The 22,371-nt window shown below is 73.0% G+C and carries 20 protein-coding genes; 6 read left to right on the forward strand and 14 right to left on the reverse strand.

Features of this window, described 5'->3' with window-relative positions:
* The first annotated feature begins 39 nt into the window (after positions 1 to 39).
* Both A3862_RS11440 and A3862_RS11445 read left to right on the forward strand, forming a co-directional pair.
* Positions 40 to 846, forward strand: coding sequence for a universal stress protein (locus tag A3862_RS11440; protein WP_043352654.1), 807 nt, complete (start codon positions 40 to 42; stop codon positions 844 to 846).
* 17 nt (positions 847 to 863) lie between these two features.
* Entirely contained in the window at positions 864 to 1,310 is a 447-nt protein-coding gene (locus tag A3862_RS11445) for a host attachment protein (protein ID WP_043352661.1), read from the forward strand.
* Between the two features lie 320 nt (positions 1,311 to 1,630).
* Here the strand turns inward: A3862_RS11445 and A3862_RS11450 are convergent, their stop codons facing one another.
* The 3 genes from A3862_RS11450 to A3862_RS11460 are packed head-to-tail and all read right to left on the reverse strand — an operon-like array spanning position 1,631 to position 3,651.
* Entirely contained in the window at positions 1,631 to 2,491 is an 861-nt protein-coding gene (locus tag A3862_RS11450) for a universal stress protein (RefSeq protein ID WP_043759296.1), read from the reverse strand.
* A gap of 12 nt (positions 2,492 to 2,503) precedes the next feature.
* Positions 2,504 to 2,836 (reverse strand): c-type cytochrome, encoded by a 333-nt coding sequence (locus A3862_RS11455; RefSeq protein ID WP_043759294.1) that lies wholly within the window; start codon positions 2,834 to 2,836, stop codon positions 2,504 to 2,506.
* Entirely contained in the window at positions 2,836 to 3,651 is an 816-nt protein-coding gene (locus tag A3862_RS11460; RefSeq protein ID WP_043387218.1) for a universal stress protein, read from the reverse strand. The genes A3862_RS11455 and A3862_RS11460 overlap by 1 nt, the downstream gene beginning before the upstream one ends.
* A 212-nt stretch (positions 3,652 to 3,863) precedes the next feature.
* Here A3862_RS11460 and A3862_RS11465 point away from each other — a divergent pair, with 212 nt between their 5' ends.
* Positions 3,864 to 4,859: an ABC transporter ATP-binding protein gene (locus tag A3862_RS11465; protein ID WP_043352660.1), complete on the forward strand. Its 996-nt coding sequence runs from the start codon at positions 3,864 to 3,866 to the stop codon at positions 4,857 to 4,859.
* Positions 4,860 to 4,976: 117 nt separating this feature from the next.
* Here A3862_RS11465 and A3862_RS11470 read toward each other — a convergent pair whose 3' ends face one another.
* From A3862_RS11470 to A3862_RS11480, 3 genes are read right to left on the reverse strand one after another with little or no spacing between them, the layout of a single operon-like run.
* Positions 4,977 to 5,960 carry a zinc-dependent alcohol dehydrogenase family protein gene (locus tag A3862_RS11470; protein WP_111473601.1) on the reverse strand — a complete coding sequence of 328 codons (984 nt, stop codon included), beginning with the start codon at positions 5,958 to 5,960 and terminating at the stop codon, positions 4,977 to 4,979.
* A gap of 10 nt (positions 5,961 to 5,970) precedes the next feature.
* Positions 5,971 to 6,615 (reverse strand): BON domain-containing protein, encoded by a 645-nt coding sequence (locus A3862_RS11475; protein WP_111473602.1) that lies wholly within the window; start codon positions 6,613 to 6,615, stop codon positions 5,971 to 5,973.
* A 25-nt stretch (positions 6,616 to 6,640) separates the two neighbouring features.
* Positions 6,641 to 6,841 carry a hypothetical protein gene (locus A3862_RS11480; protein ID WP_043352670.1) on the reverse strand — a complete coding sequence of 67 codons (201 nt, stop codon included), beginning with the start codon at positions 6,839 to 6,841 and terminating at the stop codon, positions 6,641 to 6,643.
* A gap of 132 nt (positions 6,842 to 6,973) precedes the next feature.
* Between A3862_RS11480 and A3862_RS11485 the strand changes: the two genes are divergently transcribed.
* Positions 6,974 to 9,520 carry a phosphoketolase family protein gene (locus A3862_RS11485; protein WP_111473603.1) on the forward strand — a complete coding sequence of 849 codons (2,547 nt, stop codon included), beginning with the start codon at positions 6,974 to 6,976 and terminating at the stop codon, positions 9,518 to 9,520.
* A 402-nt stretch (positions 9,521 to 9,922) separates the two neighbouring features.
* Here A3862_RS11485 and A3862_RS31505 read toward each other — a convergent pair whose 3' ends face one another.
* From A3862_RS31505 to A3862_RS11530, 8 genes are all read right to left on the reverse strand, one after another.
* Positions 9,923 to 10,636: a Crp/Fnr family transcriptional regulator gene (locus A3862_RS31505; RefSeq protein ID WP_158498466.1), complete on the reverse strand. Its 714-nt coding sequence runs from the start codon at positions 10,634 to 10,636 to the stop codon at positions 9,923 to 9,925.
* 656 nt (positions 10,637 to 11,292) lie between these two features.
* Entirely contained in the window at positions 11,293 to 11,769 is a 477-nt protein-coding gene (locus tag A3862_RS11500; protein ID WP_081948758.1) for a hypothetical protein, read from the reverse strand.
* Positions 11,770 to 11,780: 11 nt separating this feature from the next.
* Positions 11,781 to 12,431 carry a BON domain-containing protein gene (locus tag A3862_RS11505; RefSeq protein WP_043352676.1) on the reverse strand — a complete coding sequence of 217 codons (651 nt, stop codon included), beginning with the start codon at positions 12,429 to 12,431 and terminating at the stop codon, positions 11,781 to 11,783.
* A gap of 80 nt (positions 12,432 to 12,511) precedes the next feature.
* Complete coding sequence (locus A3862_RS11510; protein ID WP_043352687.1) at positions 12,512 to 12,859, reverse strand: DUF1476 domain-containing protein; 348 nt, start codon at positions 12,857 to 12,859, stop codon at positions 12,512 to 12,514.
* 90 nt (positions 12,860 to 12,949) lie between these two features.
* Positions 12,950 to 15,553, reverse strand: a complete 2,604-nt coding sequence (mgtA, locus tag A3862_RS11515) for a magnesium-translocating P-type ATPase (RefSeq protein WP_111473605.1) — start codon at positions 15,551 to 15,553, stop codon at positions 12,950 to 12,952.
* 39 nt (positions 15,554 to 15,592) lie between these two features.
* Positions 15,593 to 16,954: a S41 family peptidase gene (locus A3862_RS11520; protein WP_043387207.1), complete on the reverse strand. Its 1,362-nt coding sequence runs from the start codon at positions 16,952 to 16,954 to the stop codon at positions 15,593 to 15,595.
* Between the two features lie 73 nt (positions 16,955 to 17,027).
* Complete coding sequence (locus A3862_RS11525) at positions 17,028 to 18,686, reverse strand: bifunctional aminoglycoside phosphotransferase/ATP-binding protein (RefSeq protein ID WP_100794010.1); 1,659 nt, start codon at positions 18,684 to 18,686, stop codon at positions 17,028 to 17,030.
* Positions 18,647 to 19,120 carry an SPW repeat protein gene (locus A3862_RS11530; protein ID WP_052083678.1) on the reverse strand — a complete coding sequence of 158 codons (474 nt, stop codon included), beginning with the start codon at positions 19,118 to 19,120 and terminating at the stop codon, positions 18,647 to 18,649. The genes A3862_RS11525 and A3862_RS11530 overlap by 40 nt, the downstream gene beginning before the upstream one ends.
* A 138-nt stretch (positions 19,121 to 19,258) precedes the next feature.
* On the opposite strand from A3862_RS11530, the gene A3862_RS11535 reads away from it, so the two are divergent.
* Both A3862_RS11535 and A3862_RS11540 read left to right on the forward strand, forming a co-directional pair.
* Positions 19,259 to 19,660: a DUF6455 family protein gene (locus A3862_RS11535; protein ID WP_043759279.1), complete on the forward strand. Its 402-nt coding sequence runs from the start codon at positions 19,259 to 19,261 to the stop codon at positions 19,658 to 19,660.
* Positions 19,653 to 22,349 (forward strand): cation-translocating P-type ATPase, encoded by a 2,697-nt coding sequence (locus A3862_RS11540; RefSeq protein ID WP_043759277.1) that lies wholly within the window; start codon positions 19,653 to 19,655, stop codon positions 22,347 to 22,349. The genes A3862_RS11535 and A3862_RS11540 overlap by 8 nt, the downstream gene beginning before the upstream one ends.
* The last annotated feature ends 22 nt before the right edge of the window (positions 22,350 to 22,371 follow it).

Genomic DNA, 22,371 nt, shown 5'->3' on the forward strand with positions numbered 1-22,371 from the left:
CCGCCGTCCCGCCACCGTCCTTCGAGCCGGAGACGTTCCATGACCTATGCGAGCATCATGGTCGCCATGGACCTGACGGATGGCGCGCGAAACCGCGTGCGCCTGGCAGGCCGCCTCGCCGACGACTTCAACGCCCGCCTGATCGGCGTCGCCGCGGAGCAGCCGGCCTATGTCGTCCCGCCGGTGGGCCCGACGCCGGCGAGCGCCTACGCGCTGGCCGATTCCGGCGAGACCGTCCTGAACGACCTCCGGGTCGCCCACGAGGCCTTCGCGGCGGCGGCCGGCGGCCGCAACCGCCTCGAGTGGCGCTCCAACCTCGATGTCCCGGTGGCGTTCCTGGCGGCACAGTCCGCGGCCGCCGACCTCGTGGTGGTCGGCCGCGGAGTCCCCGGGCCCCCCCTGTTCGCGGTGGATCCGGCCGATGCGGTCATGCAGCTCGGCCGTCCGGTGCTGGTGGTGCCGCCGGATCTGGACCATCTCGACGCGAAGCGCGTGGTGATCGGCTGGAAGAACACGCGCGAGGCGCGCCGGGCGGTCTGGGACGCGCTGCCCTTCCTGAAGCGCGCCTCGGAGGTGCTCGTCGTCTCCGTCGACGACGGAGCCAGTTCCGAGGGGCAGGATACCCTCCGCCTCCTTCAGGCCCATGACGTCTCCGCCATCCGCGTCCGGCGCGATGCCCAGGGCGAGTTGGTGTCCCTGGCGCTCGTCGAGGCGGCGGCAGAGCATGGGGCGGACCTGATCGTCACGGGCGCCTACGGGCACGGGCGTCTGCGCGAGTGGGTCGTCGGCGGCGTCACCCGCGAACTGCTGGCCGGCGCCCCGGTCTGCTGCCTGATGAGCCACTGAGAGCAGGGATGGGCGGCATGTCCGATACACGCACCCGCATGATCCCGCACGGCGGCTACGTCGTCGTCTGCGACGGCCGCAAGGCCCTGGTGCTCCGCAACGTGAGCGTCCACCCGAAGCCGGACCTCCAGGTCCAGCTCGCGTTCGAGGCGCCCCCGAACCCGCCGACCCACGCGCAGGGCACCGACAGGCCGCCGCGGGTCAGGCTCGGAGACCAGCGCAGCGCCATCGCGCAGACGGACTGGCATGATCTCGCCGAGCGACGCTTCGCGAAAGCGGTCGCCCACGCGCTGGACGCCTTCGATCCGGTCACGGCCCTGATCGTCGTCGCCCCGCCGAAGACCCTCGCCGAGATGCGGCGCGCGTTGCCCGAGCGCCTGCGGCGGGTCGTCGTGGCGGAGGTCGACAAGGATCTGACCAAGCACCCGGTCGAGGAGATCGAGCGCTGCCTCGCCAATGCCTGACCCCGCGCCAGAAGCCGACGCGCCAGAAGTCGACGCGGCAGGGGCCGACGAGGCCGGGACGCCGCCGGCCCCATGCCCGGGGGACTGGAGCGCGGCGGACGCCGCCGCGGCCCGGGTCCTGATCGACGCCATCCTCTCGCGCCACGGGGCGGCGTTCCGGGACCTGTTCTGGCGCGCCGTCGATACCGGCTACAATTGCGCTCTCCGGCCGGATCCGGACGCAGAGGCGCAACCGGCGCCCCCCGGACCCGGCTGCGGCGGTGGAACCGCATCGCGACCGGGCGCCCGGCCGAAACCGAGGCCCCTGCCCAGGCCCGCACTCAGTGGGCCATGAGCACCGGAATGCCAGCGTGTTCGATGACATGGCGGGTGACGCCGCCGAGCAGGAACTCGCGCACGCGGCTGTGCGTGTAGGCGCCCATGGCCAGCAGGGAGGCGTTGCGCCGTCCCGCCTCCGCCAGGATCGCCGCGCCGACCGGGGTCCCGTCCTCGACCGGCAGACTGACGGCCTCCGCCACGATGCCGTGCCAGCGCAGATAGGCGCACAGATCCGCTGCCCGCACCTCCGCGAAGCGCTCGGTCTGCGCGTGGACGACCGTGACGCGCGCGGCCTCGTGCAGCAGCGTGATGGACTGGCCGATCAGGCGCGTCGCCTCCAGGCTGCCGTTCCAGGCGATCACGACGTGGTCCAGCAGGTCGTGGGGGATGTGTTCGCCGACGACCAGGGTCGGCCGGCCGACGGCGAACAGGGCAGTGTCGAGGGCGCGGCCCGTGAACGGCTCGTCCGGATCCGGGCGGTCGACGATGACGAGGTCGTTGACCCGCCCGGTCAGCGTCAGGAGCGGCTCGACCTCTCCGGAGAGTTCGGTCCACGTCGCGAAGGTGGCGTCCAGGCGCTCGGCCTTCGCGATCACCGGCACGCCCGCGCGTCCGCACCACGCCTCGAAGGCCGCCTTGCCCTCGGCCGCCGATTCCCGGACGCTCTGCTGGATGGCCTCGATGGTCGTGCCGTCCATCGGCACGAGGCTCGCCATGGCGGCCAGCACGTGCTCCGGGCCGGGCGCCATGAAGGCGACGCCGATATGCGCGTGCAGGCGCCGCCCGAGGCGCATGGCCGCCTCCAGCCGACGCGTCGCGTCGATCCCCGGGCCGGTCGGGACGAGGAGGCAGCGGAGGTACATCGAGGCTCTCCCTCAGCGTTCCAGCGATTTCAGGTAGGCGATCAGGTCTTGCGCCTGGTCCGGATCGAACCGGAACTCGGGCATGGTCGGGTGGCCCGTGCGGATCCCCTCGGTGAGCGCCTCGCCGAGATCCTCGACGGGGTAGCGCGTGTGGAGATCGCGGAAGGGGGGCGCGGCCCGCAGCGGGCTTTCCCCGGCCCGCCCGATGGCGTGGCACCGGGCGCAGTTGGTCCGCGCGAGGGTCTCGCCTTGCCGGATCTGCAGGTTCCAGGCCGTCGCCGGCACGGCGGGCAGAGGCGGGAGGGCAGCCAGGACGCCGGCGAGAAGGAGGCGGGTCGTGCGCATCAGTGGCTCATCAGGCAGCAAACGGTGGTGGTCTCCAGCATCTCGCGGGTCGCGCCCCCGAAGACCCACTCGCGCAGCCGGGAATGGCCGTAGGCGCCCATGACGATCAGATCCGCCTCCTCCCGCCGGGCGAAGCGGAGGATCTCGTCCGCGACGCTGATCTCGGGCTTGTGCAGCAGGTGCGTGGCGACGCGGATGCCGTGCCCCGACAGGTACGCGGCGACGTCCGTGGCGCCTTCGCGGCGCGCCTCCGGACCCGCGACCGCGACATGGACTTGGTCGGCCCGCACCAGGAACGGCAGGGCGTCGTGGACGGCCCTGCGCGCCTCGCGGGTGTCCTTCCAGGCCACGACGATCCGCTTGGCCGAGAGCCGATGGAGGCCGGGCGGCACGATGAGGACGGGACGCCCCGCCTCCATCAGCAGGCCGCCCGCGGCGACACCCATCGGCCCGGGATCGCCGTCGGCCGGCCCCTGACGGCTCACCACCACGAGGCCGGCGGCGCGGGCCTGTTCCACCAGGAAGGCCAGGGGCTCGGCCAGCGCCTCCCGCCACGCGGTCCTGACCCGCTCGCCGGCCTCGCGCTCGAACAGCGCCCGCCCTTCGGCCAGCTCCTCCTTCGCCCGCGTCTCCTCGATCTCGAAGATGCGCTGCGACGCGTCGGCGCTCTCGACCGGGATCATGGTGACGAGCTGCCGCGCGGCGACGCCGATCAGGGTGGTGTCGAAGCGCCAGGCGATGTCGGCGGCGAGCCGGACGCGGTCGACGGCCGTGGCCCCGCGGTCGACCGAGACCAAGATGTTGGAGATCCGCATGATCACCTCCCGGCGCGGGCCCGTCCGCCCGGCCCGGCGACTGTTGCCCGTGCGGGTGGCCGGGGCCTTGATCCAGCTCAACCGCACCGGGGCCGGCGCAAGCCGCGAGGGCGCGTGTCCCGCCGCGCGGTGGGCGCGATGTCCGGGACGATTGACCGATCGCAATGCCCGGTCCCGCCGGATGGGGACATGAGGTTGCGGATGGAGGTCTCATGCCGTCCGCTTCCGCGATCCTGGCTTCAGGCCTGCCCGGTTTCGGGCCCTCCCGCGATGGGCTGGCGACGCCGCGGACCCTCCCGGCCTTCATCGCGAGCGCGAGCGGCGCCCATCAGCTGGCCCTGGTGGCGATGGCGACGGCCCTCTTCGTGGCGGATCTGGCGCCCCTCGAGCTGCAGCGGCGGGTCGTCAACGCGGCCCTTCCCGGCGGGAGCGCCCGAACCATCCTCCTGCTCGCGGCCCTGTACATCGCGGCGGCCACGGCGATGGGGGCCCTCAAGCTCGCGCTCAACATATACCGCAGCTACGTCAGCGAGAGCGCGGTCCGCCGGCTCCGCAGGACGCTGCTGCAGGACCTCGGCACCCTCGCCCCGGGCGACCGTGCGGCGGTCGAGGGCGTGGAGGTCTCCCTCGTCCTGGCGGAGGCGGAGCCGGTCGGCGCCTTCGTCGGCGTGAGCGTCTCGGAACCGGTCCTGGAGGGCGGCATCGTGCTGGGGACGTTCGGGTACATGCTGTACCTCAACCCGCTGATGGCGGCCCTGGCGCTGGCGGTGTTCGTACCGCAGATGGTCTTCGTGCCGCTGATGCAGCAGGCGATCAACCGCCGCGTGGTCGCGCGGACGGGCGCCTTGCGCCGCATCAGCGGCGGCATCATCGGCCGGCACCGACACGAGGCCACGGGACTTCAGGACGCGCGCATCGAGCGGGTGTTCCGGCTCAACATGGGCATCTTCAAGCTGAAGTTCTCGATGAACTTCCTCATGAACCTGATGCACCACGCCGGGGTGGCGCTGACCCTGGGGCTGGGCGGCTACCTCGTAGTGAACGGCGAGACGGATCTCGGGACCGTCGTGGCCTTCGTCGCGGGCCTGAGGCAGCTCAACGATCCGTGGGGCGGCCTGATCGACTGGTTCCGGGAGTGGCGCGTCACGCTGGCAAAGTACGCCCTGCTCCGGCAGGCCCTCGACACGCTCCCGCGGCAGGGCGCCTGAGGCGGCGCTCCGGCCGGGGGCCCCGACGCCCGGCCGGGCCAGATCGCGCCCGCCGATCGCCCGAAACCGCCTCGACCCGGTGGCCCTCCCGGAAAGCCTCACGCCCGGGACGTGGGATCAGGGCACGAGGACCGCCGCGCCCCGGAGGGCGCCGGACCGGTGATCCGCCACGGCCTCGTTGGCGCGGGTCAGCGCGTAGGTGCGGGTGTGCGTGACGAGGCCGGCCCGCGGCACGACGGCGAAGAAGGTGCGGGCGTCCTCGCGCGTGAGGTTCGCCACCGAATGCACCGAGCGCTCGCCCCAGAGCCGGTCGTAGGGGAAGGCCGGGATTTCGCTCATGTGGATGCCGCCGCAGACCACGCGGCCCCCCTTGCGCAGGGTGCCGAGGGCCCGCGGGACGAGGTTCCCGTCCGGGGCGAAGATCAGGGCCGCGTCCATCGGCTCGGGCGGCGCCTCGTCCGACCCGCCGGCCCACGCGGCCCCCAGCGTGCGCGCGAAGTCCTGGGCGTCCCGGTCGCCCGGCCGGGTCAGCGCGAACACGCGCCGCCCCTGCCAGCGGCAGATCTGGGCGACGATGTGGGCGGCCGCCCCGAACCCGTAGAGACCGACCGTTCCGGCATCGCCGGCCATCCGCAGCGTGCGCCAGCCGATCAGCCCGGCGCACAGGAGGGGCGCCGTCGCGACCGGGTCCAGGCGCGCGTCGAGCGGGATGGTGAAGGCGGCCTCGGCCAGGAGATGGCTCGCGAAGCCGCCGTCGCGGGTGCAGCCGGTGAAGCCGGGGGCGTCGCAGAGGTTCTCGCGCCCCGTCTCGCAGTAGGCGCAGTGCCCGCAGGCATGCCCGAGCCAAGGCACGCCGACCCGCATGCCCGGTCGCGGCGCCGTCACGCCCGCGCCGACCGCCTCGACGCGCCCGACGACCTCGTGTCCCGGCACGATGGGATAGACGGCCTGGGGCAGGTCGCCGTCGATGACGTGGATGTCGGTCCGGCAGACCGCGCAGGCCTCGACCCGGATGCGCACCTCGCCCGGCCCGGGGTCCGGGTCCGGACGCTCCTCCGGGACGAGGGCCGCGCCGATCTCCCGCAGGACCATGGCCAGCATCGGACCGGCCTCACGCGAGGGTCAGGCGATCCTCGACGGCGCGGACGCCGGGCGCCGACCACGCGGCCCGCTCGGCGATCTGGCGCTCGCTCCAGACATCGACGCACCCGTCGAGGGTGACCTTGTCGCCGTCCACGTGCACGCGGATCGTATCCGGATCCCGCGCGCTCCGTCTCAGGGCCGCGAGGATGCGGGACTTCACCTCGGTGGCCTGCGCCAGCGGCTTCACCGCGATGAGATTGACGATGTCGATGACGCCGGCCAGGCGCCGCAGCGCCTGATCGACGGCCGCCTTCTGGTGATAGAACGGGACACAGCCGTCGAGCGTGACGCAGCCCTTCTCGACCTTGAGCGTGACCGCGTTCTCCGGGATCTGCACGTCCCATGCGAGCACCCGGGCGCAGCGCTCGGCCAGGGCCTCGTCGCCGACGATGGGGCAGTTCGGATAACGGACCTCGATCCGCTCCACCACGCCCCGCACGCCGCGGACCCGCAGCACGACGCGCTCGGCGATGCCCTTCTCGGCGTAGTTGCGGACATGCCCCGTCAGGGTCACGATGCCGTTCTCGACGGTGACGCCGATCTGCGCCGCGTCGATCATCGGAGCGTATTCCAGCTCGTCGAGCACATGCTGGTGCACGGTCTTGTCGTCCATCACCCGTCTCCCCGCGTCGCTCGGTTCAGAGGACCAGCCAGAGCAGCACAGTCGTCACCGCCGATGCCGCGATGGCCAGGGCCAGGGCCTGCAGACTGCCGATGCGCCCGTAGTGGTAGCCATCCGCCACGATGCGCCGGCCCGCGTCGTTCCGCGGCTCGAGCCTGAGCGGCATCCATACGCGGCGCACCGTCCGGATGTGGGTGGATCGAAGCACCAGGGTCATCGTTCGCTCCCGTCTTGGCTGACGGGGCCATCTTGCCGTCCTGCCCGGGGAGGGCCTTGATCCACCTCAACGCCGCCGGGCCCGGCCCCCGGCAGGGTCCGCCCCGGGTTACGGATCCGCCGGGAGGCCGACATGGACGCGAGGCACGGCTCGAAGGAGCGCCACGACGGCGAAGGCCGGGACGACGGACACGGCCTGGCCTTCGTGCCCGGGCCGCTCGGACCCGATGGCCTCGGGACGATCGACGCCTACTGGCGCGCCGCCAACTACCTGTCGGTCGGGCAGATCTACCTCATGGCCAACCCGCTCCTGCGCGAGCCGCTCAAGGCGGAGCACGTCAAGCCGCGGCTCCTCGGCCACTGGGGGACGACGCCCGGCCTCAACTTCATCTACGCGCACCTGAACCGGATCATCCGGCAGCGCGACCTCGACATGATCGCCGTTTGGGGACCGGGCCACGGTGCGCCGGGTCTCGTGGCCAACGCCTACCTGGAGGGCACCTACAGCGAAATCTACCCGGACGTGGCCCGGGACGCGGTCGGGATGGGCCGCCTGTTCCGGCAGTTCTCGTTCCCCGGCGGCATCCCGAGCCACGCCTCGCCCGAGCTGCCGGGCTCGATCCACGAGGGCGGCGAACTCGGCTACTCTCTGGCGCATGCGTTCGGGGCAGCCCTCGACAACCCGGGCCTGACCGTCGCCTGCATCGTCGGGGACGGCGAGGCCGAGACCGGGCCGCTCGCCGCCGCCTGGCACGCGAACAAGTTCCTCGACCCGCGCTCCGACGGCACGGTCCTGCCGATCCTGCACCTCAACGGCTACAAGATCGCCAGCCCGACGGTCCTCGCCCGCATGCCCGCGGACGAGCTGCGCAGCCTTCTCGTCGGCTACGGCTACGCGCCGGTCTTCGTCGAGGGCGACGACCCGGCCCCGATGCACCAGGCCATGGCCACGGCCCTCGATGCCGCCTTCGACACCATCGCGGAGATCCGGGCGCGCGCCGGACGCGGCGCCGTCGAGCGGCCCCGCTGGCCCATGATCGTGCTGCGCAGCCCCAAGGGCTGGACGGGGCCGCATTGCGTGGACGGCAAGCCCGTCGAGGGCACATGGCGCGCGCACCAAGTGCCGGTCGCCGCCGTCCGGGAGAATGCGGAGCACCGGGCGATCCTGGAAGCCTGGATGCGCTCCTATCGTCCGGAGGAGCTGTTCGCGGAGGACGGCGCCCTCGTCCCCGAACTCGCCGCGCTGCCGCCGAAGGGGGCGCGGCGCATCTCGGCCAATCCGCACGCCAACGCGCACAAGAGCGCGCCCCTGCGCCTACCCGACCTGAGCGTGGCGGCCGTCGCGGTGCCGGAGCCCGGCCGCACCAGGGCCGAGGCCACCCGCGCGCTCGGGACCTACCTTCGGGAGGTGCTGACCCTGAACGCGCCGACGCGCAACTTCCGCATCATGGGGCCGGACGAGACCGCCTCGAACCGCCTCGACGCGGTCTTCGCGGTGACGAGCCGCGCCTGGCAGGAGGCGATCCTGCCGGGCGACGAGAACCTCGCCCGCGACGGCCGCGTCATGGAGGTGCTGAGCGAGCACCTCTGCGAGGGCTGGCTGGAGGGCTACGTGCTGACCGGGCGGCACGGCCTGTTCGCGACTTACGAGGCCTTCGCGCACGTGGTCGATTCGATGGTGAACCAGCACGCCAAGTGGCTGAAATCCGCGCGCGACCTGCCCTGGCGCCGGCCGGTGCCGTCCCTCAACATCCTTCTCTCGTCCCATGTCTGGCGGCAGGACCACAACGGCTTCAGCCACCAGGACCCCGGCTTCATCGACTTCGTGGCGAACAAGCGGGGCGACACGGCCCGCATCTACCTGCCGCCGGACGCGAACACCCTGCTCTGCGTCATGGATCATTGCCTGCGCACCTACGACCGCATCAACGTCGTCGTGGCCGGCAAGCAGCCGGCCCTGCAGTGGTTGAGTCTGGACGAGGCCGTTCGCCATTGCGCGGCCGGCGTCGACATCTGGGACTGGGCCTCCAACGAGGGTGCGGGGGAGCCGGATGTGGTGATGGCCTGCGCGGGCGACGTGCCGACCCAGGAGACGCTCGCCGCGGTGGATTGGCTGCGCCGACATGTCCCCGCGCTCAAGGTCCGGGTGGTGAACGTCGTCGACCTGATGACGCTGCCTGCGCCCGAGACGCACCCCCACGGGCTCGACGACGCAACCTTCGACAGCCTGTTCACCTCCGATCGGCCCGTGGTGTTCGCCTATCACGGCTATCCGTGGCTCATCCATCGGCTGACCTACAAGCGGACGAACCATGGCAACTTCCACGTCCACGGCTTCATCGAGGAGGGCACGACCACGACGCCCTTCGACATGTGCGTGCTGAACCGCCTCGACCGCTTCCACCTCGCGCTCGCCGCGCTGCAGACGGTCCCCCATCTCGGGGCATGCGCCGAGCATGCCGAGCAGGCGCTGCGGGATGCCTTGGCGGCCCATCACGCGTATGTCCGTCGCACCGGCGACGACCTGCCGGAGGTGCGGGATTGGGTCTGGCCGGACCGGCATGCGCACCCGCATCCGGACCGTCGGCGGATCGACGGCGACATCATGCAGTGCGGTCCGACCACGGGAGAAGAGCCTCGCCCGGGCGAAACCCTGGACGACTGGACGGTCGTCACCTGAGGCCGGGCGATGATCCGCGTCCTCGACGCCGGCGCCTCCAGCCTGCGCCGCGCCCTGTCCCGGCCGGGTGCCGACGACCCGGCGTGGCGCGCCCGCGGTCGCCGACACCGGTCATGACCGGCGCTCCCGATCGGAGGCCTCGACGCGCCGGTGCTGGGCGCGCTGGACGAACCCCCCGGGCGTCCCTTCCTGACTGCGATCACGGTATCGGTGCCCGACCTTCGGGGTGTCGCGACGGCCCGAAGCGCGCGTGCCGCCCGAGGCGTCTTCGAGGCGTCTTCGGGCCGTCTTCGGGGCCGCGCCATCCCCCGGGCTGGACGCAATCGCGGATGAGTCCCTCCGCGAGGGCCACCCCAAACCCGGATCCGGGGGGAGCCGAACCCGGGCCGTGTCCACCCCGGGTCAGGGGGGCGGGAAATCCAGGTTCAGGTAGGCAGGGTCGAATTCGGCGACCTTCCGGAGACCGTCCCAGTCCTCGATGGTCATCCATCGGCATCGCTTGGACACGAGCCCGGCCTGCTGGAGCCTCTTCATGGTTCGGTTCGCGTGGACCGATGTGAGGCCTAGGGCGCTGCCGAGTTCCGTCTGCGTCAGGGGCATCGGAAATCGGAAGGCCTCGGTCATGCCGGCCGCCGCGGCCCGGGTGAAGAGTTCGCAGATCAGGTGCGCCATCCCCGCATAGGCCTGACGGTGCCCCGCATTCAGGAGCCAGCGGCGGGTTATGGCCGCCTCGGTGGCGGTTTCGACCTGAATCAGACGGCCGATGCCGGGATGCCGCTCGACGAGCCCGTGCAGGACGCCGTGCGGAATGATGCCGATGCGGCATGGGGTGAGCGTGGCGATGACATGATCCATCTCGCCCCGCAGAAGGCCCTGCAGGTCCAGGGCGTCGCCGGCGAGTTGCAGGCCGAGAATCTGCGGCCTGCCGTCCTTCAAGGGGACGTACCGGCACGTCCAACCCTCCAGCAGAAGGCGGCATTCGGTCGGCGTGTCGCCCTCGCGCACGATGTCCGTGTCCGCCTCGACGTTCACGACCCGGGATACGGATGCGGCGAGGGCATCGATCTCCGCGGCCCAGACGCCGCCGGACCGATCCAGCCTGCGCCGGATGGTCAAGGTCCAATCCACGCCCGACGGGCGCGTGGGGTCGTGGGCGAACTTCCGCCGGCCCGTCTGCGCGTCCCGGGCGCGTGCCAGGGGGAGTGTCGGCGGTAGTGTCGGGGGCCGTGTCGGGCCAGGGGGGGATTGCGCCGCCTCGCGTCCCTGGGCGGTGATCGCTTCGTGGCTCAGCCTTGAGCGCGTCTTCCCTTCGGCTATCGACATCATGCGCCCCCAGTCTCGCTGGATGGAAACAGGTCGGCGCCGCGCCGCGGTCGTGCCTTGCGGTGGATCAAAGGCGCCCGGTTCGAAGCCTCCACGCCATCCGGCATCGCGGCACGGTGCACCGCCTGCCGCCCGGCGGCCCCCGGAGATCATCGCCGCACCCTGAGGGACGGCGGGGGGCTGCACGCTCCATCGCGCTCACGCGCACACACCCCCCATCCCGACCCCGCCATCGCGGCCGTCGCGCCCCTCCGTCGAACCGACGGAACAGGCTGCGATGTCGGCCGGCCGCACCCATCGGTACAGGAGACGGTCGACCGCGCCGGCCCGGGCGAGCGGCAGATCGCGCCAGAAGGTGCGCCACCGCGTCAGAAGGGTGCTCTCGGCGGGCCCGAACTCCGACGGAGGCGGGCACAGGGGCAAGACGGGACAGTCCGCGCCCCCGCCCGTCATGATCCGTCCCCGCCGTCCGGATGGGTGAGGCGGGCGACCTTGAACGTGCGGTAGACCGCGCCGCCGGCATCCCGGATCGAGACGTACTCGCCTTCGACGAAGACGTGGGTACCCAGATGGTAGCCGGCCTCGTCATCCTCGTTCGTCCAGTCCTCGTAGTCGATCAGCCAAGTCGCGCCGCCCTCGCCACCGGCCCGGTGCACCAGGCGGCCGTGCCGGTCCGGCTCGCCGATCCAGAAGCGGCGGACGCGGCACCGGTCGCGGGTCTCGCGCCAGAGCGCCGGGTCGAGGTGCCCGTCTGGCGTGAGGGGCGCCACGATCTCGTAGCCCCGTCCGGTGCTGCCGTCCGGATGCTCCGGGCAGCGCGCCAGCGTCAGCGTCACGCGAGACAGTCCGGGCCGGGCATCGGGTTTCCCCGGAGGTCGTCCACCCTGGAGCGGGGCGGCGTCGAGCGCGTGCGATTCGCCGGACATGGCGGTCCTCCTCAGCTCAGGGCCACGATGCGGTCTTCGACGGCGCGCACGCCCGGCACCGACCACGCGGCGCGCTCGGCCGCATCGCGCTCGGCCCAGGCCGTCACCGCCCCCTCCAGGGTCACCTTGTCCCCCGTGACGGTGACCTTGATCCCCTCCGCCTCGAACAGGGCGCCCCGCCGGAACGCCTCCAGGATCTTGTCCTTGACCGCCGCCGGCGGCACCTGCCGCCGAATTTCGATGAGGTTGGTCACGCCGTGCACGCCGGTGAGCTTCCGGACGGCCGCCTCGGCGCCCGCCACTTGGTACTGCCAGTCCACCGTGCCGGTCAGCGTGACCCAGCCGCCGGCCACCTTCACCTGGATGGCGTCCTTCGGCAGATGCACCGACCAGTCGATGATCGCGAGCGCCCGGGCTGCGATCTGGTCGTCGGCCACCTTCTTCTCGTCGGCGTAGCGGACCGCGATCTCCTGCGCGATGGCGCGCACGCCCCGGACGCGGCGCACGGCGCGCTCCGCCTCCACCTTCTCGGCGTAGCTGCCGACATGGCCGGTGAGCGTCACCACCCCTTCGGAGACGGCGACGCCGATATCCCCGGCGTCCAGGCTCGGGTCGAAGTCGAGTTCGTCGAGCACCGCCCGGCGCAGGTCCTTGTCGGTCATGGGGTCCTTCCTCATGGCGTGTCTCCCGATCGTTCTGGCTGGCGCGATGGCGCGGGGGCTCCTCGGCGCTGCGGCGCGGCCTAGACGGAGGAGCCTCGATTCAGCGCGACGCCGACGCGCCGTTCGGCCTGGGCGAGCGCGGCGCACCGCTCCAGCTCCGTGCGCAGGCGGGGGATCGTCGCGTCGATGCCGGCCGCCCCGAGATCCGACCGAAGCCTGTCGATCAGCGCTTCGTCCTCGGTCACGACGGCGTACTCCGTGACGGCGGTGACGTAGTCTTCCGCCGCCTGGCCGGTCAGGTTCATCCGCTCGGAGGCCCAGGCGGCCAGGAGCCGGTTGCGCCGGTTGCGGGCGTGGAACCGCGCCTCCTCCTCCTGGACGAAGCGGCGTTCGGCGGCTCGCTCGCGCTCGTCGAACGTCGTGGTCATGGAAGCCTCCATCCCGTGAGCGGTGCCGGACCGCGCCGGCTGCGGTTCGGCCATCCTTCAACCGGCCGGCGCCGCCGGCCTTGAGGCAGATCAAGGTTCGGCGCGCCGGTGGCGGGCGCGGTGCGGCGGGCGGGCGGCCCAGGGCTTCACGGTCTCGACCGCCGCGAGGTAGGCGAGGGTGATCAGCGCGATGCCGAGGAGCGTCGGCAGGGGCGGGGCCTGGAAGCCGAACCAAGGCCCTGCCGGCGTGAAGGGAAGGGCCAGCGCGGCCGCCAGCGCGGCGAGCGAGGAGCACGCCAGCGCCGCGCTCGAACGATCCCGCCAGGGGCGCCCGCTCGTCCGGATGACGAAGATCACGAGGATCTGCGTCGCCATGGATTCTAGGAACCAGGCCGTCCGGAATTCCTCCGCCGAGGCACCGAAGAGGAAGAGCAGGGCGCCGAAGGTCAGGAGGTCGAACAGCGACGAGAGCGGGCCCATCACGCCCGCGAACCGGAGGATGGCCGCCATGTCCCAGACCTGTGGCCGGGCGGTCGCGGACGGCGCCACATGGTCGAAGGGGATGCCGACCTCCGAGAGGTCGTAGAGCAGGTTGTTGAGAAGGATCTGCGTCGGCAGCATCGGGAGGAACGGCAGCGTCACCGACGCGACCGCCATCGAGAGCATGTTGCCGAAGTTCGAGCTCGCGCCCATGCGGATGTACTTCAGGATGTTGGTGAAGGTCCGCCGCCCCTCCTCGACGCCGTCGGCGACGACCGCGAGGTCCGAGGCGAGCAGGATCATGTCGGCCGCGGCCTGCGCGACCCCGGTCGCGCCCTCGACGGAGAGGCCGATATCGGCCTGCGCGAGGCCCGGCGCGTCGTTGATGCCGTCACCCAGGAAGCCCACGATCGCGCCCCTGGCCTGAAGCGCCCGCACGATGCGCGCCTTCTGGTCCGGGGTGAGCCGTCCGAAGGCGTCCACCTTGCGGGCCTGCACCGCGAGCGCCGCATCGCTCAGGGCCGCGACCTCGGAGCCGGACAGGACCGTGGTGGTGTGAAGCCCGACGAGGCTGGCAAGGCGGCGCACGACCACCGGGTCGTCGCCGGACAGGATCTTCAGGCGCACGCCGGCGCGCGCGAGCCGCGTGACGGCGGCGGCGGCCGTCGGTTTGGGCGGGTCGGCGAAGGCGCAGAAGCCCTCGAAGACGAGGTCGGCCTCATCCGCGGTTCCGGGCGGCCGCATGGGCCCCGACCAGGGCCGCGACGCGACCGCGATGGTGCGCAGCCCCTCCTCGGCCAGGCTCCGGACCTGCCCGAGGGCCGCGCCGCGTTCCTCCGGGCCCATCGGCTCCGTCCCCTCGCCGGCGCGGCGCACGGTGCACAGCGCCAGGACCGCCTCCGGCGCGCCCTTCAGGATCAGCAGCGGCCCCTCCGGTCCCTGCGCGAGGACCGACCCGGTGCGGCGCCCGTAGTCGAAGGCCCGCTGGCCGGCCAGGACCCACGCCCGGCCCGCGTTCGGGTGATGGTCGACGAGGGCCGCGTCGAGCGAGCTGCGATCCCCGCCGAGATCGGCCGCGACCGCCGCGAGCCGCGACGGCCGCGCGTCCTCGCGGCCCGCCGGATCGAGGCTGCGGCCCAGGGCGATCTCGGCCGAGGTTAGCGTCCCGGTCTTGTCGGTGCACAGCACCGTCATCGCGCCGAGGTCGTGGATCGCGGCGAGCCGCTTCACGATGACCTTGCGGGCCGCCATGCGCAGAGCGCCCCGCGAGAGCGTCACCGTCGTGACCATCGGCAGCAGTTCCGGGGTGAGGCCGACGGCGAGCGCGACCGCGAACAGGAGGGAGTCGAGCACGGGGCGGCCGAGCACGACGCGGGCGGCCAGGACGCTGAGCACCAGGGCCAGGGTCAGCCGGGCGACCATGAGCCCGAAGGCGTGGAGGTCGCGCTGGAAGGGCGAGGATGCCCGCGCCTCGGCCAGAACCGAGGCCGCCGCGCCGAACATCGTGGCGGGGCCGGTCGCGACGACGAGGGCGGTTGCCTTGCCCGTCCGCACGACGGCGCCGCGGAACACGGCGTTCGAGGCCTCCGCCGGCTCTGGAGACGTCACCGGCCCGGCCCGCTTCTCCACCGGGTAGGGCTCGCCGGTCAGGGCGGCCTCGGCCACCGTGAAGGCGTCGCCGTCGATCACGAGGGCATCGGCCGGGACGATGTCGCCGGCCCGCATGCGCAGGATGTCGCCGGGAACCACCTGCTCCACCGGGACCGTGACGAAGCTGCCGTCCCGCCTGACCTCCGCCTTCAGCGCCACCGTGTGGCGCAGGGCCTCGGCGGCCCGTGTGGCGTGGCCCTCCTGCACCGTGTCGAGTCCGATGGACAGGCCGAGGATGGCGACGATGATGACGCCTCCCACCACGTCGCCGGTCACGACCGAGACGAGGCCGGCCGCGATCAGGATCAGGGCGAGCGGTTCGAGCAGGCGGCGGAGCACGGCCTGCAGGGCGCCGCCGGCCCGCGTCCCGGCATCGCTGTTCGGCCCGTAGCGTTCGAGCCGTCGCGCGGCGTCGACCGCGCCGAGCCCGTCGAGCCCGCATTGGAGCTCGGCGCAGAGCGTCTCGAGGCCGCGCACCCAGAACGCCCCGCTCGGCCCGGGCGACGACAGCTCCGTCGGAGTGGCGATGTCGCGCGCGCGCGCCGGAACCGCCGTCATCTCCATGGGTCGACCCGTCGCTCTCCCGCTCGCGGCGGCACGACATCACCGGTTGGGACTGGGGTCGTTGCGGTGGATCAAGCCGCCGCCGCTCTGGCTGACGGCCAGCAGATGCTGCACGGCCGCCGTCAACGGCCGGTCCCGCGACGGATCGATGAGGCCGTCCGCGACGAAGCCGTCCTGCAGCGAGCCGCCGCCCGCACCGGGCTCCGGCGATAGGCGGCCCTGCGTCCCGGCCGCCATGCCGTCCGGGGTCACCACGCGGTCGGGTGCGATGCCGTTGCCGTCCACCCGGCGGCCCGCGGGCGTGACGAACCAGGCCGTGGTGAGGCGCAGCGCGCGCCCGTCGCGGTGGGCATAGGTGGTCTGGACCGCCCCCTTGCCGTAGGTGCGCGTCCCGATGAGAATCGCCCGCCGGTGATCCTGAAGGGCGCCGGCGACGATTTCGGCCGCGGACGCGGTCCCGCCGTCGACGAGCACGACCAGCGGAAGGCCGTCGATCACGTCGGCACCGGTCCTGTCCAGCGCGAACCGCTCGACGCTGCCGGGGTCCCGGCCGACCAGGCGCACGATCTCGCCCCGTCCGAGGAAGGCCCCGGCCACCGCGACGGCCTGCACGACGAGGCCCCCCGGATTGCCGCGCAGGTCCAGGATGAACCCCGTGAGCCTGTCACGGCCGATGCCGGCCTTCAGGTTCGCCACCGCCCTGAGCAGCCGGCCGGTCGTGAATTCGTCGAAGTGGTCGAGCCCGAGATAGGCGACGGTATCCAGGGCTTTCAGACGCACCGGGTGCAGCGGCAGCCACTCCCGGATCAGGACCATCTCGGCCGGGGCAGGCTCGCCCGGCCGGACGACCCGCACGCGCACTGCCGAGTCCGGCTCTCCGCGCAGGCGGTCGGCGACCTGGTCGGGCGCGATGCGCCCGATGGCGACGCCGTCGATCTCCTGGATGATTGTCCCGGGTGTGAGGCCGGCGCGCGCGGCCGGGGCATCGGGAAGCGTGCGCCGCACCGTCCCGTCCGCGTCGACGACCACGCCGATGCCGGCATAGCTCCCCGTATCCTGCTCATCGAGCCGGCGGAACTCGGCCGCGGTGAGGTAGTGTGAATGCCGGTCCAGCGCGGCGAGCATCCCGACGATGGCCGCGTCGATCAACGGACCGTCGCCGCGCATGTCGGCCGCCCGTGACCGGATGGCGTGGAATGCGGCCCCGAAGAGCCGCAGGTCCCGATAGGGCGAGTCCTGGAACCCGTCCGGGCGTAGGCCGACGTCGGGTGCGGCGGGGCTCGTGAGCAGCGCGCCGGCGGCGCCGGCGAGCCAGGCCGCCCCGGCGAGGCAGCACGCGGCGCCGCGACCGGGGGCCGACCGGTCGCGTGCCGCCTTGCTTGCGATCGGTTTGAACGGCATCGCCCGGTTCGACGTCCACGCGCGCGGTGAGGATGGCTCTCCGCGCCCGGCCTCGCCTTGACGTGCGTCAACGTCACCGCGTGTGCGGAGGCGGGCCCTGCGCGATGGCGATCGTCGTCGGAATGCTCGCTGCCCGCTCCGGCCGATCCGGCGGGGTCGGGGTCGCCGGTGACCCGTCGGGTGGCCGGGCCGCCGGCCAGCCCGTCACGCCGACGCTCCGCAGGAGCGACAGGACCGTCGCGCGCAACGCGTCCACGGGCTGATCGGCGCGGAGCTCGTGCCACGCGAGGGCGCCGCGACCCCGCGCGACCTGGGCCGCCAGGACCGTCGCGGTGGCATCCGAAGGGTCGCCGGCGCGGCTGTCGATGCGGCGCGCGAGCAATGGGGCCGGGGCCTCCAGCCAGACGCCGCAGAACCGGGCCCCCCGGTCTCGGGCGAGGGCCTCGATCTGCGCCCGCTCCGTCGGTCGGTCGAAGACCGCATCGGCGACGACGCAATGGCCCGCGGCCAGGACCCGCCCGGCGTCCCGCCGCAGGATCGCGTAGACGCGCCGCGACACGGTCTGGGCATAAGCCGCCGCCGGGAGCCGCGTCAGGGCGTCGACCCCGTGCAGGCGCTTGCGGATCCGATCGCTCGACAGGATCCGGGCGCCCGGGGCCGCGCCGATCCAGGGGGCCGCCGCCGCCGCGACGCTCGACTTGCCGGAACCGCTGAAGCCGCCGACCGCCAGGAGGCCCGCCGGCCTGTCGGTCAGCAGGTCTTCCCCGAGGGCGAGATACGCGCGCGCCTCGGCGGTCCTGGCGGCGGCGGCCGCGCCGGTTCCGTCCGCCGCTTGAGCCGCCGTGACGTGGGCGCGGATCACCGCGCGCAGCGCCATCAGGACCGGCAGCAATCCGAGACCGTCGGTCTCGTCCGCCCCATCGAGGTAGCGATTGAGCAGGAGGTTGGCGAGGTCGAAGCGCGACCGGTGCCAGAGGTCCATGAGGACGAAGGCGAGGTCGTACAGGATGTCGGTCGTCGCGATGGTCTCGCTGAACTCGATGCAGTCGAACGGCGTCGGCTTGCCCTCGAACAGGCAGATGTTGCGCAAGGTGAGGTCGCCGTGGCAGCGGCGGACCTTGCCGGCGGCGCGGCGGGCGTCGAGCAGGGGGGCATGCCGCGCCAGAACCGCCCGGAACCGCGCCGTCAGCGTCGCCACCGCGCCGGTCGAGGCGAGCCCCGTCGCCAGGAGCGCCGCCGCGTTCAAGTCGACGAGCGCCGTCAGGGCGGCGGCCCCGCCCTTGTCGCGGTGGATCTCCGCGCCGGCATGGAAGGCGGCGATGACCTGGGCAAGGTCCGCGATATGGTCCGGTCCGAGGCGCCCCTCGCACGCCAGGGTGTCGAACAGGTCCGCCTGCGGGAACCGCCGCATCTCGACCACGGCGTCGACGAGGTTCCCGGTCCCGTCGAAGGCCAGGCCTCCGTCCGGTCCGCGCGTGATCCGCCGGGCGCCGAGGTAGAGCGCGGGTGCCGTGCGGCGGTTGAGCACGACCTCGGCCTCGCAGGCGGCGAGGCGCCGCTCGGGGGTCGAGAAGTCGAGATAGGGGAAGCGGACGGCGCGCTTGAGCTTGAACACGCGGCTGCCGGCCAGGAAGAGTTGGGAGATGTGGGTGGTTACGGTCTCCACCTGTCCCGTGCCCGACAGGGCCTGCGTCAGGAACGCGGCGACGGCGTCCTGGTCCCCGGTCGACATGCGGATCGATCCTCGCTGACCCTGGGCGTCGCGCGGGCCGCGGGCGGCGCGGTTTGCCAAGCGGATTTCTGGGCAGATCCCTGGGAAGCCGGCAGGTCCTGCAGCCGCCACAGCCAGGAGCCGGCCGAGACGAGGAGGGCGACGCCGAAGCCCACGTGAGCCCAGGCCGCGGCGTCCTGGAAGCCCAGCGCCCAGGGGGCCGCGCAGGACCAGAGACCGGCCGCCCCGATGGCGTACACCTCCCCCTCACGGGTGCGCATCAGCGTCAGGGCCGCCAAGGCCAGGATCGTCGCCCCGGTGATCCAGGCGTTCCAGGCCGCGATGTCCTCGGATCGGAAGCCGAAGTACCAGGGCGCCAGGATCAGGCCCGCCCCCAGCATGAGGTTCCAGCCCCCCAGGAAGACGTCTTCCGGCTGGTTGTCGATGGTGCGCATCGCCCCTCGTCCCCAGGGTGTGGCGGGCCCTGGGCCGCCGCCGACCGAGATGTGCGCCGATGTCGCCGGATCGGCCTTGAGATGGATCAAGGGCGCCGCCGCCGCGGTGGGGCACGCAGGGACTTTCAGGAGTCTGTGATGGCCGCACCAGCCGACAAGACCGACCCCTTCGATCCATTCGGCGTCGCCGCCGCGATGACCGGATGGTGCTGCCTCCTGAAGGCGGCGCAGGAAATCCGGGACATCGACCAGGAGATGATGGAGACGATGATGGAGGCCGACGCCGCGGCGCCCGCCGGCCTGTCGCCGGAAGCCTGCGCGAAGCTCCAGGGCGTCGTCAGCCTGATGCGACGCCTGCAGCTCGACCCCGAAGCCGTTCGGCGGAGCGAGCCCGAGACCATGCGGGCGCTCGAGTCCGCTTGCCGGGCCTGCGGCGCGCGGAGCCGCTGCGAACGCGAGCTCCGGGCCGGAACGGCGGCCCGCACCTACCCGGATTTCTGCCCGAACGCCGCGCGCCTCGACCGGCTGCGCCATGCTTGAGCGGGATCCGGCCGAGGATCCCGAATGGCCCAGCCCGCCGGCCGCGACCGGGTGCCCGGCGGCGGGGACGAAACCCGTCCATGCCCTGCCGGTCGCGGAGGTTCCAGGGCGTTTCGAGACCGCCCTGCCCGCGGGCCTGACCGATGCGGAGGCCCGGCGACGGCGCGCGCGGTTCGGCGCGAACGTGATCGCCACGACCGAGAGGGCCGGCAGGCTGTCCCTGCTCCTGCACCAGCTCGCGAGCCCCGTCGTCTACCTGCTCGCCGCGGCCGGCGGGCTCTCGCTCTACTTCGGGGATTGGCAGGAGGCGGCCGCCGTCATCGCGGTGCTGGCCATCAATACCGGCCTCGGCTTCTTCACCGAGCTGCGGGCGGTCCGATCCGTCGAGGGCTTGCGGTCGCTCGGGACGCGCTCGGCCCGCGTCCGCCGCGACGGGCACATCCGGGTCCTGCCCGCCGAGGATCTCGTCCCGGGCGACATCGTGCTGATCGAGGGCGGCGATGCGGTCCCGGCCGACATCCGGCTGGTCGAGGCGTCGAACCTGGGCGCCGACGAGTCGACCCTCACGGGGGAATCCGTGCCGGTGGACAAGTCGGCACAGCCGGTCGCCGCGGAGGCGCGCCTCGCGGAGCGCGCGTCGATGCTGTTCCGGGGCACGCTGGTCACCCGCGGGAGCGGTGCGGGTGTCGTGGTCGTGACCGGCGCGGCGACCGAACTCGGGGCGGTGTCGCGCCTCGTCGCGCAGGCCGACCCGGAGGGGTCGCCCCTGGAACGGCGCCTGGGCCGCCTGTCCGGCCAGATGGTCTGGGCGGTCCTGGGGGTGGCCGTTCTCCTGGCCGGCCTCGGCATCGCAACCGGCAAGGATCTCCGCCTCATGACCGAGGCCAGCATCGCGCTGTCGGTCGCGGCCATTCCGGAAGGCCTGCCCATCGTCGCGACCCTGGTGCTCGCGCGCGGCATGTGGCGGATGGCCCGCAGGAACGCGCTGATCGAGCGCCTGTCGGCCGTCGAGACGCTCGGCGCCACGACGGTCATCCTGACCGACAAGACGGGGACGCTCACCGAGAACCGGATGACGGTGCGGCAATTGTCGCTGCCCTCCGGGCAGGGGGACCTGGCCGAGGGAGGGCCCTCGATCGAAGCCGGACGCCTGCTCCGCGTTGCGGTGCTCTGCAACGACGCCGCGCTCGGATCGGGCGCCGGAGACGGCAGCGGCGACCCGATGGAACAGGCGCTGCTGCGGGCGGGGCGGTCCGCCGGCCTCGACCGCGCGGCCCTCGGGCGCGACCGGCCTCTCGTGGGAAAGCACGCCTTCGAGGCGGCCGTCCGCATGATGGCCACCATCCATGCTGCGGGGCCGGGTTTCTGGGTGGCGGTCAAGGGCGCCCCGGAGGCCGTGCTCGCCGCCTCGCGGCGCACCGGTGACGGCGCGCATGATCGTCCCCTCGACGCGGGCGACCGCACCCTGTGGCGACGCCGCGTCGAGGATCTGGGGGCACGGGGCCTGCGGGTCATCGCCTGCGCCGAGAGGACGGTCGCGGACCCGGGATGCCCGCCCTTCGAGGACCTCACGTTCCTCGGGCTGGTCGGGTTGGAGGACCCGGCCCGGGAAGACGTGCCGGAGGCGATGGCGGCCTGCCGCGCCGCGGGCATCCGCGCGGTCATGGTCACCGGCGATCACGCCGTAACCGCCCGGAGCATCGCCCTCGCGGTCGGTCTCGCCGGTCCGGGGGACCGCATCGCGGAGGGCGTCCCCGATGCCGGCCTGCCGGACGGGCTGGAGGATGTCGCGGTCTTCGCCCGCGTGAGCCCGGCCGAGAAGCTGGCGCTGGTCCGCGCCTACCAGGCGAAGGGCGAGGTCGTCGCCATGACCGGCGACGGCGTCAACGACGCCCCGGCGCTGAGGCAGGCGGATATCGGCGTCGCGATGGGCCGGCGGGGGACGGACGTGGCGCGCGAGGCCGCCGCCATGATCCTCCTCGACGATGCCTTCCCGACCATCGTGGGCGCGATCCGCGAGGGGCGGATCATCTTCGACAACATCCGCCGGTTCGTCACCTATCTGCTGGCCTGCAACCTGAGCGAGGTGATGGTCGTCGGGCTCGCGGTCGTGTCGACGCTGCCGCTACCGATCCTGCCGATGCAGATCCTCTACCTGAACGTCGTGACCGACGTGTTCCCGGCCTTCGCCCTGGCCCTCGGCGAAGGCCGGGACGACATCCTCCGGCGACCGCCGCGGGATCCGAAGGAGCCCATTCTGGGGCGGGCGCAATGGACACGGATCGGCCTGCACGCCGCCGCGATGACGGCGGCGACCTTCGCGGCCGGCGCCGCCGCCACGTTCTGGCTCGCCTTCGATCCGGCCTCGGTCGTGACCGTCACGTTCCTCACACTCGCCTTCGCGCAGCTCTGGCAGGTGTTCAACATGCGCGCCTCCAGCGCGCCGCTCCTCCGCAACGAGGTCACCCGGAATCCCTGGGTCTGGGCCGCCCTGCTCCTGTGCACGGCGCTCCTCGTCGGCCCGGCCTATCTCCCGCCGGTCGGCCGCCTGCTGGGCCTCGTCCCGCTCGATCGGAACGGGTGGATGCTCGTCCTCTCGGTGAGCCTCGCACCGCTCCTGGTCGTCCAACTCGCCACCCTGGCGGCAGGAGCCCGCCGGCCGTCCGGGCGCGACGGCCGTCCGACGTGAGGTCCGGTGCACCTCCGCGCCC

Origin of the sequence: Methylobacterium sp. XJLW, from assembly GCF_003254375.1 — a bacterium.
In the GTDB taxonomy this organism is placed as follows: Bacteria; Pseudomonadota; Alphaproteobacteria; order Rhizobiales; family Beijerinckiaceae; genus Methylobacterium; species Methylobacterium fujisawaense.

Coding starts and splice junctions, on each gene's coding strand:
- A3862_RS11440 (WP_043352654.1), top strand. CDS start 40: ATGACCTATGCGAGCATCATGGTCGCCATGGACCTGACGGATGGCGCG.
- A3862_RS11455 (WP_043759294.1), bottom strand. CDS start 2,836: ATGCGCACGACCCGCCTCCTTCTCGCCGGCGTCCTGGCTGCCCTCCCG.
- A3862_RS11520 (WP_043387207.1), bottom strand. CDS start 16,954: ATGCCGTTCAAACCGATCGCAAGCAAGGCGGCACGCGACCGGTCGGCC.
- A3862_RS11505 (WP_043352676.1), bottom strand. CDS start 12,431: ATGACCGACAAGGACCTGCGCCGGGCGGTGCTCGACGAACTCGACTTC.
- A3862_RS11535 (WP_043759279.1), top strand. CDS start 19,259: ATGGCCGCACCAGCCGACAAGACCGACCCCTTCGATCCATTCGGCGTC.
- A3862_RS11445 (WP_043352661.1), top strand. CDS start 864: ATGTCCGATACACGCACCCGCATGATCCCGCACGGCGGCTACGTCGTC.
- A3862_RS11540 (WP_043759277.1), top strand. CDS start 19,653: ATGCTTGAGCGGGATCCGGCCGAGGATCCCGAATGGCCCAGCCCGCCG.
- A3862_RS11475 (WP_111473602.1), bottom strand. CDS start 6,615: ATGGACGACAAGACCGTGCACCAGCATGTGCTCGACGAGCTGGAATAC.
- A3862_RS11460 (WP_043387218.1), bottom strand. CDS start 3,651: ATGCGGATCTCCAACATCTTGGTCTCGGTCGACCGCGGGGCCACGGCC.
- A3862_RS11500 (WP_081948758.1), bottom strand. CDS start 11,769: ATGTCCGGCGAATCGCACGCGCTCGACGCCGCCCCGCTCCAGGGTGGA.
- A3862_RS11510 (WP_043352687.1), bottom strand. CDS start 12,859: ATGACCACGACGTTCGACGAGCGCGAGCGAGCCGCCGAACGCCGCTTC.
- A3862_RS11470 (WP_111473601.1), bottom strand. CDS start 5,960: ATGCTGGCCATGGTCCTGCGGGAGATCGGCGCGGCCCTCGTCCCGGAG.
- A3862_RS11480 (WP_043352670.1), bottom strand. CDS start 6,841: ATGACCCTGGTGCTTCGATCCACCCACATCCGGACGGTGCGCCGCGTA.
- mgtA (WP_111473605.1), bottom strand. CDS start 15,553: ATGGAGATGACGGCGGTTCCGGCGCGCGCGCGCGACATCGCCACTCCG.
- A3862_RS11465 (WP_043352660.1), top strand. CDS start 3,864: ATGCCGTCCGCTTCCGCGATCCTGGCTTCAGGCCTGCCCGGTTTCGGG.
- A3862_RS11525 (WP_100794010.1), bottom strand. CDS start 18,686: ATGTCGACCGGGGACCAGGACGCCGTCGCCGCGTTCCTGACGCAGGCC.
- A3862_RS11450 (WP_043759296.1), bottom strand. CDS start 2,491: ATGTACCTCCGCTGCCTCCTCGTCCCGACCGGCCCGGGGATCGACGCG.
- A3862_RS11485 (WP_111473603.1), top strand. CDS start 6,974: ATGGACGCGAGGCACGGCTCGAAGGAGCGCCACGACGGCGAAGGCCGG.
- A3862_RS11530 (WP_052083678.1), bottom strand. CDS start 19,120: ATGCGCACCATCGACAACCAGCCGGAAGACGTCTTCCTGGGGGGCTGG.